Below are 15251 nucleotides of genomic sequence, written 5' to 3' on the forward strand. Positions count from 1 at the left end.
AAAAGGATAAACTATTTTTAGTTTATCCTTTTTTTTATATTTGGAAATTAAAAAAGAATAACAAATTACAATTTAGTTTATGAAATATTCACAACGTAAAAAAGCAATTTTACTTTTAGCCGATGGAACAATTTTTGAGGGAAAATCTGTTGGTACAGATGGAACGGCATTTGGAGAAATTTGTTATAATACCGGTATGACTGGGTATCAAGAAGTATTTACAGATCCTTCTTATTTTGGTCAATTAATGTTAACCACCAATGCGCATATTGGTAATTATGGTGTAAATTCTGAAGAAATGGAGTCTGATTCTATTAAAATTTCAGGTTTAGTATGTAAAAACTTTAGTTTTAATTATTCTAGAGTTAAGGCTGATGACTCACTTGAAAACTTTTTTGAAAAAGAAAATTTATTAGCTATTTCAGATATTGATACACGAGCTGTTGTAAGTTATATTAGAGATAAAGGTGCTATGAATGCTGTAATTTCTACTGATACTGACATTGAATCTTTGAAAGAACAACTAAAAGGTTCTCCTGAAATGAATGGATTGGAGTTAGCTTCAAAAGTTTCTACCAAAGAACCTTATTTTTTTGGAGACGAAAATGCACCAATTAAAATTTCAGCGCTTGATATTGGTATTAAAAAGAACATATTAAGAAATTTAGCAAATAGAGGTTGTTATATTAAAGTATTTCCATACAATTCAAGTTTTGAAGAATTGGAAGCCTTTAATCCTGATGGATACTTCTTGTCAAATGGTCCTGGAGATCCAAATCCGTTAAAAGATGCTCAACAAGTAGCTAAGGAAATTATTAAAAGAGATTTACCATTGTTTGGTATTTGTTTAGGACACCAAATTATTGCACTTGCTAATGGTATTTCAACATATAAAATGCATAATGGTCATAGAGGTATTAACCATCCTGTAAAAAATCTATTGACAGGGAAAGGTGAAGTAACTTCACAAAATCACGGGTTTGTTGTAACTAAAGAAGATGTTGAAAATCATAGTGATTTTGAAATTACACATATTCATTTAAATGATGATACTTTAGCTGGAATGCGTATGAAAAATAAAAACTGTTTTTCTGTTCAATATCACCCTGAAGCAAGTCCAGGCCCACATGATTCAGCTTATTTATTTGATCAATTTATAGAGAATATAAAAAAAGTAAAAAAATAGATTTAATTAACAGAAATTAAAGAAGTTATATAACTTTTTCAGCAATAATTAGGCGAAAACGTTATCGTATAAAAGATTTTAGAACAAAGATGTTTTTATCTTTTTATTTGTAACTTTGCAAAAGAAATTAACAATAAAAAAACAAGAAATATGAGTATGATTTTAAGTGTTCATGCACGTCAAATATTTGATTCAAGAGGAAACCCAACTGTAGAAGTTGATGTTGTAACTGAAAACGGAATGTTAGGAAGAGCAGCTGTACCATCAGGTGCTTCAACTGGAGAGCACGAAGCTGTTGAATTACGTGACGGTGGAAGTGATTACATGGGAAAAGGAGTTTTAACAGCAGTAAAAAATGTAAATGAAATTATTGCTGAAGAACTTGTTGGTTTTTCTGTATTTGAGCAAAATTTAATTGATCAAACTATGATCGAATTAGATGGAACTAAAAATAAATCTAAATTAGGTGCTAACGCAATATTAGGAGTTTCATTAGCAGTTGCAAAAGCAGCAGCAAATGAATTAGAAATTCCATTATATCGTTACGTTGGTGGTGTAAGTGCAAATACTTTACCAGTTCCAATGATGAATATTATTAATGGTGGATCTCACTCTGATGCTCCTATTGCTTTTCAAGAGTTTATGATTATGCCAATTGCAGCTAAGAACTTTACTGAAGCTCTTAAAATGGGATCTGAAATTTTCCATAACTTAAAATCATTAATTCATGGTCGTGGTTTAAGTACTGCTGTAGGTGATGAAGGTGGATTTGCTCCAACTTTTGATGGTACTGAAGATGCTATTGAAACTGTATTAAAAGCAATTGAAAATGCTGGATACAAGCCAGGTGAAGAAGTAAAATTAGCTTTAGATTGTGCTTCTGCTGAGTTTTATGAAAATGGAGTTTATGACTATACAAAATTTGAAGGAGATAAAGGTGTAATTAGAAGTTCAAAAGAACAAGCTGAATATTTAGCTGAACTTGCTACTAAATACCCAATTATTTCTATTGAAGATGGTATGGATGAAAATGACTGGGATGGTACAAAATATTTAACTGAATTAATTGGAGATAAAGTTCAATTAGTAGGTGATGATTTATTTGTAACTAATGTTGAGCGTTTAGCAAAAGGTATTGAGAATGGTATCGCCAACTCAATTTTAATTAAAGTAAACCAAATTGGTACTTTAACTGAAACTATTGCAGCTGTAAATATGGCACACAATGCTGGATATACTTCAGTAATGTCTCACCGTTCAGGAGAAACAGAAGATAATACAATTGCAGATTTAGCAGTTGCATTAAATTGTGGACAAATTAAGACAGGTTCTGCCTCTCGTTCTGATAGAATGGCAAAATATAACCAATTATTAAGAATTGAAGAAGAATTAGGAAGTGTAGCTTACTATCCTCAAGCTAAGGCATTCAAAATATAATTCTTTAATTCATATTGAATTTATAAAAAGCTGGGATATTTTCCCAGCTTTTTTGCGTTTGTAACAATATATACATATTTACCAAACAATATTTAAAAAACTTTTAAAATAGTCTAAAAAGCATTAAATTCGCTATTAACGTAAACTAAAATAATAACTAATTAATCACGAATAATAATATGTCTAAAACAGCAAAATTAGAAATAGATGGTAAGCAATATGAATTTCCTATTTTAGAAGGCTCTGAAAATGAACTTTCTATTGATATTTCAACATTAAGAGCGGTAACAGGTGGAGTAACTACCATAGATGCCGGTTTTAAAAATACGAGTTCTTGTGAAAGTGCTATTACATTTTTAGATGGAGAAAAAGGGATTTTACGATATAGAGGCTATTCAATTGAAGAATTAGCTAAAAAATCTAATTTTGTTGAAGTTTCTTACCTATTAATTTTTGGGGCGCTTCCTACTTGTGATGAACTTGCTAAGTTTAAAGCAGATATAAGAAAACAATCATTAGTTGATGAGGATATTAAGAAAATTTTAGATGGTTTTCCAAAGTCTGCACATCCAATGGGTGTACTTTCAGCTTTAACTAGTGCATTAACGGCATTTAGTCCAAAAAGTGTTGATGTAGATTCTCCAGAAGAAATGTATGATGCTATTGTTAAAATTTATGCAAAATTACCTGTTTTAGCTTCTTGGGCATATAGAAAAGAAGAAGGTTTACCATTAGAATATGGAGATAATTCTTTAGGTTATGTAGAAAACTTCTTGAAAATGATGTTTGATTTACCAAATGAGGTTTACAAACCAAACCCAGTAATTATAAAAGCATTAGATAAGTTATTAATACTACACGCTGATCACGAGCAAAATTGTTCAACATCAACTGTTAGAATTGCAGGTTCATCTCATGCTGGTTTATTTGCATCTATTTCTGCTGGTATTTCAGCCTTATGGGGAAGATTACATGGTGGTGCAAACCAAGCTGTAATTGAAATGTTAGAAGAAATTAAAGAAGATGGTGGTGGATATGAAAAATATATAGCAAAAGCGAAAGATAAAAATGATCCATTTAGATTAATGGGATTTGGGCATAGAGTTTATAAAAACTTTGACCCTAGAGCAAATATAATTAAAGTTGCAGCAGAAGAAGTTTTAGCTGATTTAGGTATTGATGATCCAGTTCTTGACATTGCAAGAGGTCTATCTACTGTAGCTCTAGAAGATGAATACTTTAAATCTAGAAACCTATATCCAAACGTTGATTTCTATTCAGGGATAATTTATAGAGCCCTAGGTATTCCTATCCCAATGTTTACTGTAATGTTTGCATTAGGTCGTTTACCAGGTTGGATTGCACAATGGAGAGAAATGAGGTTGAGAAAAGAACCAATTGGAAGACCAAGACAATTATATATTGGTGCTACAGGGCGTCCTTTTATTGAGAAAGAAGAAAGATAAAATGGTATAATAGTACTTTAAAATAATAATAAAACCTCATATTAGTTTATGGGGTTTTGTTATTTTTACACGTTAATATTATAATTATGATAAAACTCAATGTTCAAGATGAAACCGCACGTTTAAGAGCAGTGGTCTTAGGAACAGCGTGTAGTAATGGACCTATTCCTACATTAGGGGAAGCTTATGACCCTAAATCTATAGAAAATATAAAAGCAGGAACATATCCTACAGAAAAAGATATGGTATTGGAAATGGAAGCATTAAATTCCATTTTTAAAAAGTATGATATTAAAGTTTATAGACCAAATATTATAGAAAATTACAATCAAATATTTTCGAGAGATATTGCTTTTGTTGTAGAGGATAAATTGATTATTTCAAATATACTTCCAGATAGAGAAAAAGAAGTTGAAGCAATACAATATGTTATTGACGAAGTTGAATCATCAAAAATTATAACGACTACAGATGATGTACATTTTGAAGGTGGAGATGTAATGCTTTGGAACAATCATATTTTTATAGGTACCTATAAGGAAGATGATTATGCCGATATTATTACTGCACGAACCAATATGAAAGGTGTTAATTTTATTAAAAATTTATTTCCAAATAAAATAGTAAAAGAGTTTGATTTGGTAAAATCTAATACAAATGCGAAATTAAATGCGTTACATTTAGATTGTTGTTTTCAACCTGTAGGAAAAAATAAAGCTATTATTCATAAAGAAGGTTTTAAGAATGAAGAAGATTACGAGTTTCTTGTAAACTTATTTGGAATAGAAAATCTATTTCACATTTCTGCAGATGAAATGTATCAAATGTTTTCAAATGTATTTTCAATTTCACCTAAAGTCGTTGTTTCAGAACAAAATTTTACACGATTAAATACTTGGTTACGAGCACAAGGTTTTATTGTAGAAGAAGTTCCTTATGCTGAAATAGGAAAACAAGAAGGTTTATTACGCTGTTCTACAATGCCACTAATAAGAGATTAAATTATGAAACGAGCATGTTAAAAGCCTATCTTTTAATGTAATTACAACTAGCGAATAGCATGTGACCGTTAAAAATAATACTATAGACATATGAAACAAGTTACCAATACAATATTAATGATTCGACCAGTTTCTTTTAGAATGAATGAAGAAACAGCTGTAAATAATTATTATCAGCACGTATTAAAAGATATAACACCAGAAACAGTTCAGTTTAAAGCTGTACAAGAATTTGATAATTATGTTGAAAAGTTAACAGCAATTGGGGTAGAAGTAATTGTAGTGAATGATAATAAAGAAACTGATACACCAGATTCTATTTTTCCTAATAACTGGATTTCTTTTCACCAAAATGGTGATATTGGTTTGTATCCAATGTTTGCTGAAAACAGACGATTAGAGAGGAGAGAAGATATTTTAGAAATCATTGAAGAAAAAGGGTATGAAATTCATAACATTATAGATTATACTTCAGCAGAAGAGGAAGCACTATTTTTAGAAAGTACAGGAAGTATTGCAATTGATAGAGCTCATGGTAAGGCGTATTGTGCTTTATCTCCACGTGCAGATGAAGATTTATTTATTGAATTTTGTGAAGATTTTGAATATACTCCAGTGTCTTTTGTTGCTTATCAAACTGTAAACGGTGAGCGTTTGCCAATTTATCATACCAATGTAATGATGTGCTTGGCAGAAACATTTACTGTAATTTGTTTAGATTGTATTGATGATAAAAAAGAGCGAAAAAATGTTGTAAAACATTTAAAAGAAGATGGTAAAGAAATAATAGCTATTACAGAAAAACAAGTTGCTAATTTTGCAGGAAATATGTTGCAAGTTATTGGAGCAAATGATGAGCGTTTTTTAATTATGTCTAATGCTGCATACACTAGTTTAACAGCAAGTCAAATTGAAGCAATAGAGAAACATTGCGCTATTATTTCAAGCTCATTAGATACAATTGAAGCTTGCGGAGGAGGAAGTGCACGTTGTATGATGGCAGAAGTTTTTTTACCAAAAAGAGTATAAAAAATTATTGAAAAAGTAGTAAATTTATAAATGCTTTCAAAAAAGACAAAATACGGATTAAAGGCTTTAAGCTACTTGGCAAAGCAAGAGAAGCATGTGCCAGTTTTAATTTCTGAAATTTCAGAATCAGAGAATATATCAAAAAAATTTTTAGAAAGTATTTTACTTACGTTAAAGAAAAGTGGAATATTAGCTTCTAAAAAAGGAAAAGGTGGTGGTTATTATTTATTGAAAGAACCTAAAGATATTAAGATTTCTTCTATAATTAGAATGTTAGAAGGTCCTATTGCAATGTTACCTTGTGTAAGTTTAAACTATTATCAAAAATGTGATGACTGCCATAGCGAAGAGCGTTGTAGTTTAAATATTTTAATGGCTGAAGTTAGAGATAGTACACTTAAAATTTTAGAGAATAAAACCTTAGAAAATTTTCATTGTGGTGATGAATAAACATAATAAATAAAAAAAGGTCTTTCAATTTGAAAGACCTTTTTTTGTGCTATGCTTTTTCTAAAACAGGAATTTGAATATTGAAAAAATCATCCTTTAATTTGTGTAAGTCATTTAATAATAACTCTTTATTAAATTCAAAAGTTGAAAATAATTGTTGGTAATAATCCATACCTTCAATCATATTTTTTTGAAAAGTTTTTAAATATTTTTGCTGTTTCATAGTGTATGAATGTTTTACTTCATTCACTTTATTTGAAAAATAGTCAACATACATTGCTAGTTCTTTAATAAACATATGTGGTCTATTTTTATGTGAAATCACATTTGTTTTACCGTAAATATGTTGTACCATTTCAGCTAAAGAAATTTCTTTATCAAAATATGCCATATTTGGTCCCGGGCAAATTGCTACACCTTGGTTTTCACCTTTTTTCTCTATGTTATAATTTAGTAGAGCAGCATTTGAGAGTCCTTCACACAAACAAGTTTTATCTGTAATAAGTTCCTTTTGCTTTTCATAATCAACAGTGTCTAAATTTTTAGCTTCTAATTCTTCTAACTTTTGAGATTGAAATTTTCTTGAAGCGGTACAAAGTGGTTTTCCATTTTCATCTGTACCAAGTGCTAAAAATTTCTTAGGACAAGAGCTACCAGGTTTGTTTTCACTAATTCTTAGGTTTCTAATATCGTCGTTTGTATTTCCATTTAAACTATTAAATGGAACACCAAGTGGTGACACGTTACTTAAATATAAATCTTTTTCTTTAGCGATACTTAAGGTTTTTATTGTTGGAGCATCAACAGTTGTAGCTTCAGGAACCAACAAAAATGGTGTTCCCCAACCAACAGAATCTACATTATAATTTTCTAATAAAAATTCATGTTCATCAGCTGTACCTACACCACCTTGCACCGTAATGTTTAATTCTAATGGAGCGTTTGGTATATGTTTTCCTTTACTTTCTAAAGCACTTTTTAAAATGTTATGTACATCAGTAATTAATGCTTCTTTATGATTTTTAAACTCTTCTAAAATTGGTCCTAATAAATATCCATCAGATGCAAATGCGTGTCCGCCGCAGTTTAAACCTGATTCTATACGATATTCAGAAACCCAAAGTCCTTTTTTAGCTAAAAATTTTCCCTGAATTAAGGCGGATCTATAATCACTTACTTTTAAAATAATTTTCTTTTTTAGAAAATCATTTTCATTGGGGAAAAAATCTTCAAAATTTTCAAAATAGCTATACAATCTAGGATTCATACCTGCAGATAAAATAATAGAAGATTCTAAATTACTATTGGCAAAACCTCTTAATGCTGCATGAGCATCATTAAATTCTGAAGGAAGTTGCTCATTTTTCTTGAAATTTGGTTTGTCAAGTTTCGTCATAATGTTCACATCAATACTTCCTGCTTTCAGGTTGTTATTAATCCAGTGAAGCGCATCTTCTTTTAAATTGTAGTTTTCAAACTTCTTTGTAAAATTTTGTTTTAGTTCTGAAAAGTCAGGTAGTAAATCAATATATTTATCAATTTCTTCGCTTTTATCTTCAAAACTTTTTTTAAGATTTTCAAACTTTTGCTTTACAATTGTGTCAACAGTATTTAAGTAAGAAGTAATTCTTTTTGCTCTATAATCTTCTACTTTTGTTGAAATTTCATTGTATGGAAGTTTGAACTTATTTGAATAATATTCATTCATTTTTTCAATTAAAAAGTCGTCAACTATGGATATTACCGATGAAATACCATATTTAGCAACCTTAATTGGGCTGTCTACTGTATAAGCAAGCCCCATTACCGGAATATGAAATGAATGTGTTTTAACTTGTTTTTGCATACTTTTGTGTAATGATTAAAGACAAAAATACCTAACAAGTTTTAAATTTAACTGATAATTGTCATTATAACAGCATTTTAAATTTGAATTGTTACAACATTAACGCATTGGTCTATTTTGTTTAATTTATATAAAAAAACCAGTTCAAAATTATTGAACTGGTTTTTTTACAAAGTTTAAATTTAGTTAATTACCTGAAACGCTTCCGCCTGAAGAAGTTTCTTTAATGATGTTTGAAGGGTTTCCTTCAAAATCAATATCTCCGCCACTGCTAGCTTTTGCATTTAATTCACCAGATACATTTACATTTATATGTGATCCGCTGCTAGCTTTTGCATAAGCATCAACAGTTTTTAAATTGGTGGCATTTATATGTGATCCGCTGCTAGCTTTAGCTGAAAAATTAGTTGCTTGTCCTTCAATTTTCATGTTAGAACCACTGGATGTTTCGCTTATTATTTCATTTGCGATTGCGCGTACTTTTATGGAACTTCCACTGCTAGCATCTAAATTTAGAGTATTTGTTTGAATACTATTTTCAGATTTTACTTGCGCACCACTTGAGGTTTTTATTTTATTGATAGTACTTGTTGTTAAAAACACATTTTTAGCTTTTGCTTTGTATACATTTTTTTCAAAATAAATTTTAAGCTCATTATCCTTCACTTCGGTAATAAGTAAATCAATAATATTGTCATCTGCTTCTACATTTATACTAGTTGAATTTTCTTGTGTTAGGTATAAATTAATTCCTTGTTGTACTTTAATGGTTTCAAAATTAGAGCCAATAGTTCTGTTTTCTGAAACAATTACCTTGCTTCCTTTTATTCCTGTCATTCCATCAAAAAAACAAGATGTTGTTGTAAAAAGTAAAAGTAAATAGGTTGTAATTAATACTGTAATTTTAATTAAAGTTTTCATAGTTAATGAGTTTAGTTAGTTCAAATGTATATTACATATGTGTTTTAAAGTAATTTATGTGATTGAGTTGTTGATTTTAATGGTTGAATTGTAATTATTGAATAATAATTCCGTTTTCATCAATTTTTACTTTGGCATCACTTGTGCCATTTTCGGCATTAATTTTTAGCTCAACTCCATCTTCATCAATTTTTAAATTGAAATTTTCTTGTTTGCTTTTATAGTCGTCTCCATAAATTGAAGGATCGCAATCTAAACAGTCTAATCCATTTTCTGTGACTTTGTAATAATGTTTAGGCATGTCTCTGTCATATACACCTTGAATATTATCCACGTGGTGTAAAAATGTACGTGTTGATTTGTCTAAATAAACCACTGAATGTATTGGTAAGTATACTGTAATGTCTACTTTTTGATCTTTAAATTTATTTTTGAAGTCTGATAAAAAGTAACCGTTTAATAGTAAATTTTTATCGGTTAAATTAAATTGATATTCAATAGCTTCTGCATCATTATTGGCATTCAATCTATTTTTACCTTGCGACTCCTTTCTTACTTTTACAAAAGCTTCTGTTTTTTCGGTAGTTTTAACGTCTACATCAATTCTGGTTGAGTAAAGCTTCTGTTCTTTGTTATCATATACAGTTTCAAAGCCGTATTCTCTTCTTAATTCTGTTCTATTTGATAAATTTTCAGCTCCAATCATTTTAATTTTTAAGGTGTCTATTTGTGTAATAGGCAACTCTTCAGTATGATTAAAAACACCGTCATATGCACGTTGTGTTGCAAAATTAATTCCTGCAAAACCAAGTCCTAATAAGGCAATAATCCAAACTCCTAATAGAGATAATTTTGTGGTTGTTGTGAATGATTTTACATTGCTTGAAAGTATTTTTAAACCTAACATAAACAAAGCAATGAATGGAATTCCAATAGCAGCAAAAGTGAATAACGCTAATAACCAAGTAGGTAAAACAGAGTCAAAAAAGAATGGAGGATAATTTGTAAAATCTTCTCCAAAGCCTAGTATTTCAATACTTCCTAATGAGAGTGCTCCAAAAATTAAACCTATTAAAGTTAATGATGCAATTACAATTAATAATACGCCAATAAATTTTCCAAATATTTTAAATATGGTAAGTATTATTTTTGTGAGCACATCTATAACTTCATCTAAACCTGATTTTGTTTTATTACCAGCGTTTTTTTTAAAGTTAGAACTTTTTACTTTTTCGGTAACATCATTTACACCGTCTTTTACACGAGAAGTAACATCATTAAATTCTTCTCTTATTTTTTTTTCAATATTGCTAATATTTACGGCTTCACCTTTCATTTGAAGTTTTTCAGCTGTTGTAACTGCTTCAGGTATTAAAATCCATAGTAATATATAAATTGGTATTCCTGAACCAACACCAGCAACTAAAAGAATTATCCAAAGTATACGAACCCAAAGTGCATCAACACCAAAATAATGTGCTATTCCTGAAGAAACACCACCTAAAAATTTATCTTCACCATCTCTATAAAGTTTTTTTGATGAAGCTTTTGCTTTAAATGTTGGCTCATCTTCAAAAATTTCTTCGTCCACTAAATAGTCTTCAGGTTTCCCCATAACTTTTGTGATATTGTCAATATCATTTTCGTTTACAACCTGACGTTCATCTTTAATTCTTTCAGAAAGTAGTTCTCCAATTCTATGTTCAATATCATTTAAAATTTCATCTCTTCCTTGCGGGTCATCGCTTAAAGATCTCCTTATGGCATCTAAATATAGTTTCAGTTTTTGATAAGCAAGTTCATCAATATGAAAAAAGATACCTCCTAAATTTATGTTTATTGTTTTATTCATTTTCTGATGGTTTATGGGTAGTTACGTGGTTTACTGCTTCAACAAGGTCGCTCCAAGTACTGCTTAGTTCTTTTAAAAATAATTGTCCGGTTTCTGTTAATAAATAATATTTTCTAGGCGGTCCAGATGTTGATTCTTCCCAGCGATAGCTGAGTAAACCAGCATTTTTTAATCTAGTTAATAAAGGATAAATTGTTCCTTCAACAACTAATAATTTTGCATCTTTTAATTGAGCTAAAATTTCAGAAGTGTATGCATCTCCATGTTGTAAAATTGAGAGTATGCAAAATTCTAAAACTCCTTTTCTCATTTGTGCTTTTGTGTTTTCTATCTTCATAAGTTGAGATTTTATAATTTAAAAGCCATTGATTATTTTATAAATTCAATAGTAAAAGGGTAATCATAATATTCACCATTATTTGCTTTTATACTTGCTGAAATAATTAAGACAATTTTTAAAATAATCGCCGGAATTATGGCAATAAGAATTGCTATTAAACCTAGGCCTAAGGTTAAAATAGTAATTGGTAAAATTAAAATGGCAAGTAAAAAACCGTATAGTATTAGACTCAATTGAAAATTTACGGCTGCTTTTCCGTGAACATCAATATAGGTGCTTTCATTTTTTTTAACAATCCACAATACTAGTGGTACAAGAATATTTCCAAAAGGGAAAATCCATCCTGCAAATCCACTAAGGTGCGTTATTGAACTGTAATTTTTATCGTTTTGAGTTATCATAGTTTTTTACGTTTAGTAATATCTTATGCAAATATACGTTTAAAAGATAGTAGTATGCAACACATAGTACTAAAATTTAACACTTCATTAACATTGTAATTTGATTAATTAAAACAAAATAAACATTGAAAATGAGGGTGGTATTTAAAATATTTGTATATTTGGTATGGTTATTACAATAAAATACACTATTTTTGTGTTAAACGGTAGTCGTTAAAATTTTAAACCCCTAGTCAGTCCCCATGAATACGGAAGCCATACTACATGAAGATTTAACAAAATCTGAATTATTATCCATAATTAATAAGCAGGAAAAAACTATTTATGCTTTGCAGCATAATGATAGGAAGTATGATAATTTGTTTAATAATTCTATTGATGGAATATATAAAAGCACTCCAGAAGGCAAATTTATTGATGTAAATACTGCATTGGTTAAAATGTTGGGTTATAATTCTAAAGAGGAATTACTTCAAATAAATATTAAAAAACAACTTTATGTTAATGGTAATGATAGGAATGAGATTATAGATCATTTTTATGATACTACAAAAGAGCAACACCAATTATATAAAAAAGATGGCTCTATTATTTGGGTTGAAAATTATGGGGTTGATATAACTAATAGTAACGGTGAAGTATTATATTATGAAGGTATTTTTCGTGATGTAACTGAAATTAAAAAAGCTAGTGACATTCAAAAAATGTTATTGAAAATTTCTCAGGTTGGTCATGATATTGTAGATTTTAAACAATACAACAGATTTATAATTGAGCAACTGGGAACATTAATGGATGTTTCTAATTCCTATATAGCTTTTTATAATAAAGCAAAGCAAACTATAAATATTCCGTTTATTTCAGGTGAAGATGCTGAAGAAGAATTTCCTGTAGGAAAATCTATGACAGGATATTTAATTAAAGGTAAAGTGTCTAGATTAATTAAAGCTAAAGAGTATACAGCACTAATTGATGCTGGTGAAGTTGATCTTATAGGTACTTTTGCTCAGGTTTGGTTAGGTGTTCCTTTAATTGTTGAAGGTGAAGTTATTGGTGCGTTAGTAGTACAAAGTTATGATGATGAGAATGCATATAATGAAAGTGATATTGAATTATTAGAGTTTGTATCTTCTTATATTAGTACAGCCATTCAAAAAAGTCAGCAAATACTTGAATTAAAGAAGTTTTCATTGGCAGTTGAACAAAGTTCAAATACCATTGTAATTACAGATACAAAAGGAAGTATTGAATATGTGAATTCTAAATTCAAAAAATCTACAGGTTATACTAAAGAAGAAGCTTTAGGAGCAAATCCTAGAATTTTAAATTCAGGTAATCAGCCTAAGAAGTACTACGCTAACATGTGGAAAACCATTTCATCTGGTAAAGAATGGATTGGAGAATTTCAAAATAAATCTAAACAAGGCAAATTATATTGGGAGCGTGTTGCAATTACACCAATTACAAATCATGAAGGTGTAATTACCAATTATATGGCTATAAAAGAAGATGTAACTCTTCAAAAGTTAACTGAAGAAAAACTAAAAAAAGCCACCAATGAAGCAAGACTTTCTCAAGAAGTTTTAAGAAATGTATTTGATAATATTCCTATTAAAGTATTTTGGAAAGATGTAGATTCAAAATATTTAGGTTGTAATAAAGCATATTTAAAAGAGAAAGGTTTAAGCGATGAAATGGAAATGATTGGCAAAACGGATTTTGACATTCATAAAAAAGAGGATGCTACAAAATATAGAGCAGATGAGGTTAAAATAATGCTTAGTGGTAAACCAAAAATAAATTATCAAGAATCGTCATTTTACTCAGGGAAAGAAAGATGGTTTGTAGCAAGTAAATTACCTTTTTATGATGAAAATAATAATGTTATTGGAATTATTGGAACTTCAGAAGATATTACTAAAAGAAGAGAAAACGAAATACAACTTAAAAAAGCAACTGAAAGTGCAATAGCAGCTAACCTTTCTAAATCAGTTTTCCTTTCAAATATGAGTCATGAAATTAGAACTCCTATGAATGCAATTCTTGGGTATTCTCAATTGCTTCAAGATGATGATAATTTGACGAAAAATCAACAAGGAAATTTAGAGATTATAAATAAAAGTGGAGCTCATTTATTAGACCTGATTAATGATATTTTAGATATGTCTAAAATTGAAGCAGGAAGAATTACATTAAAACCAAATGATTTTAGTTTGGCGGAAATGTTAAATGAAGTTGAGCAATTATTTAATTTTAAAGCATCTCAAAATAATATTGATCTTACCTTTAAAACACTTAATAACATACCTAGAATTATTTTAGGTGATGAATCTAAAATTAAGCAGGTTATTATAAATTTAGTAGGAAATGCCTTAAAGTTTACTAAAAAAGGTTTTGTACATATAAATGTTGAAAAATGTAAAGATAACTTTATTAAAATTAGCGTAAAAGATAGTGGTAAAGGTATTGCACTAGAAGAACAGGAGGCAATTTTTAGACCATTTGAACAAGCTCAAATAGGAGGTGAAACTAGTGGAGGTACAGGTTTAGGATTGGCAATTAGTAAAAAATTCTCTCATTTAATGGGAGGTGATATTACCATTGAAAGTGAACTTGGTAAAGGTGCCAATTTTGTATTTACATTTGGTTATGAAGATAGTGAAGAAACAGTATTAACGGATAACTTAGAAAACAAAAAAATAAAGTCTTTATCTTCTGAAACACTTGGATTAAAAGTGGCGATTGTTGATGATCGATTTGAAAATAGAGATATTTTATATCAAAAATTAAACCCGCTTGGTTTTGATTTAAGAATGGCTGAAAATGGTAAAGAAGCTGTTGAACTTTATAAAGAATGGAAGCCTGATTTAATATTAATGGATGTGGTAATGCCTGTAATGAGTGGTGTTGATGCTACAAGAGAAATATTTAAAATAGCAGGAGACCATGATGTTAAAATATTTATTATAAGTGCTAGTGCTTTAGAGTCTGAACAGAAAGAAGTAATGGAAATTGGGGCAACTATTTTTATTAAGAAACCCGTAATTTTTAATGAACTTTTAACTGAAATGAGCGATAAGGGTGGTGTAAAGTTTATTTATGAAGATATTATAGAAAAAGAAATAGTTGATGGTAAATCAACTGAAATAATAGGAAATACAAAAGAGCAATTTATAGAAGCTGCATTAGAAGGTGATTTTGTTCTTTTACAAGAATTATTAATAGAATTAGAAAATGATACAGGAAAATCGTTTAAATATTTAGAAAATTGCATTGAAGAGTTTGAGTTTGAAGAATTAATTAACTGGTTAAAATCTTAATA

At 29.3% G+C, this 15251-nt stretch carries 12 protein-coding genes; 7 read left to right on the forward strand and 5 right to left on the reverse strand.

Annotation, left to right across the window (positions count from 1 at the left end):
- Nucleotides 1-79 precede the first annotated feature (79 nt).
- The 6 genes from carA (at nt 80) to ACFQ5N_RS07085 (ending at nt 6569) form a co-directional block, all read left to right on the forward strand.
- The gene (gene carA / locus ACFQ5N_RS07060; RefSeq protein WP_386808782.1) at nt 80-1186 is read left to right on the forward strand and encodes a glutamine-hydrolyzing carbamoyl-phosphate synthase small subunit; all 1107 of its coding nucleotides are present in this window, start codon (nt 80-82) and stop codon (nt 1184-1186) included.
- A gap of 150 nt (nt 1187-1336) precedes the next feature.
- Complete coding sequence (gene eno, locus ACFQ5N_RS07065) at nt 1337-2623, forward strand: phosphopyruvate hydratase (protein ID WP_386808783.1); 1287 nt, start codon at nt 1337-1339, stop codon at nt 2621-2623.
- A gap of 179 nt (nt 2624-2802) precedes the next feature.
- Entirely contained in the window at nt 2803-4089 is a 1287-nt protein-coding gene (locus tag ACFQ5N_RS07070) for a citrate synthase (protein WP_386808784.1), read from the forward strand.
- A gap of 86 nt (nt 4090-4175) precedes the next feature.
- A complete protein-coding gene (locus ACFQ5N_RS07075; RefSeq protein WP_386808785.1) occupies nt 4176-5090 on the forward strand; it encodes a dimethylarginine dimethylaminohydrolase family protein in 915 nt (304 codons plus the stop codon).
- A 90-nt stretch (nt 5091-5180) separates the two neighbouring features.
- Nucleotides 5181-6119, forward strand: a complete 939-nt coding sequence (ctlX, locus tag ACFQ5N_RS07080; protein WP_386808786.1) for a citrulline utilization hydrolase CtlX — start codon at nt 5181-5183, stop codon at nt 6117-6119.
- Nucleotides 6120-6149: 30 nt separating this feature from the next.
- Nucleotides 6150-6569: an RrF2 family transcriptional regulator gene (locus ACFQ5N_RS07085; protein ID WP_386808787.1), complete on the forward strand. Its 420-nt coding sequence runs from the start codon at nt 6150-6152 to the stop codon at nt 6567-6569.
- A gap of 49 nt (nt 6570-6618) precedes the next feature.
- On the opposite strand, the gene ACFQ5N_RS07090 is transcribed toward ACFQ5N_RS07085, so the two are convergent.
- From ACFQ5N_RS07090 to ACFQ5N_RS07110, 5 genes are all read right to left on the reverse strand, one after another.
- Nucleotides 6619-8415, reverse strand: a complete 1797-nt coding sequence (locus tag ACFQ5N_RS07090) for a hypothetical protein (RefSeq protein WP_386808788.1) — start codon at nt 8413-8415, stop codon at nt 6619-6621.
- A 186-nt stretch (nt 8416-8601) separates the two neighbouring features.
- Nucleotides 8602-9336: a head GIN domain-containing protein gene (locus tag ACFQ5N_RS07095; protein ID WP_386808789.1), complete on the reverse strand. Its 735-nt coding sequence runs from the start codon at nt 9334-9336 to the stop codon at nt 8602-8604.
- A 94-nt stretch (nt 9337-9430) separates the two neighbouring features.
- Entirely contained in the window at nt 9431-11188 is a 1758-nt protein-coding gene (locus ACFQ5N_RS07100) for a PspC domain-containing protein (protein WP_386808790.1), read from the reverse strand.
- On the reverse strand, nt 11181-11525 hold the full coding sequence (locus tag ACFQ5N_RS07105) for a PadR family transcriptional regulator (RefSeq protein WP_386808791.1): 345 nt from the start codon (nt 11523-11525) through the stop codon (nt 11181-11183). Before ACFQ5N_RS07105 ends, ACFQ5N_RS07100 begins: the two co-directional genes overlap by 8 nt.
- A gap of 32 nt (nt 11526-11557) precedes the next feature.
- Nucleotides 11558-11929: a DUF4870 domain-containing protein gene (locus ACFQ5N_RS07110; RefSeq protein WP_386808792.1), complete on the reverse strand. Its 372-nt coding sequence runs from the start codon at nt 11927-11929 to the stop codon at nt 11558-11560.
- Nucleotides 11930-12171: 242 nt separating this feature from the next.
- Here ACFQ5N_RS07110 and ACFQ5N_RS07115 point away from each other — a divergent pair, with 242 nt between their 5' ends.
- The gene (locus tag ACFQ5N_RS07115; RefSeq protein ID WP_386808793.1) at nt 12172-15249 is read left to right on the forward strand and encodes a PAS domain S-box protein; all 3078 of its coding nucleotides are present in this window, start codon (nt 12172-12174) and stop codon (nt 15247-15249) included.
- Nucleotides 15250-15251: the final 2 nt, after the last annotated feature.

This window comes from Lutibacter holmesii (genome assembly GCF_042679665.1).
Classification (GTDB): domain Bacteria; phylum Bacteroidota; class Bacteroidia; order Flavobacteriales; family Flavobacteriaceae; genus Lutibacter; species Lutibacter holmesii.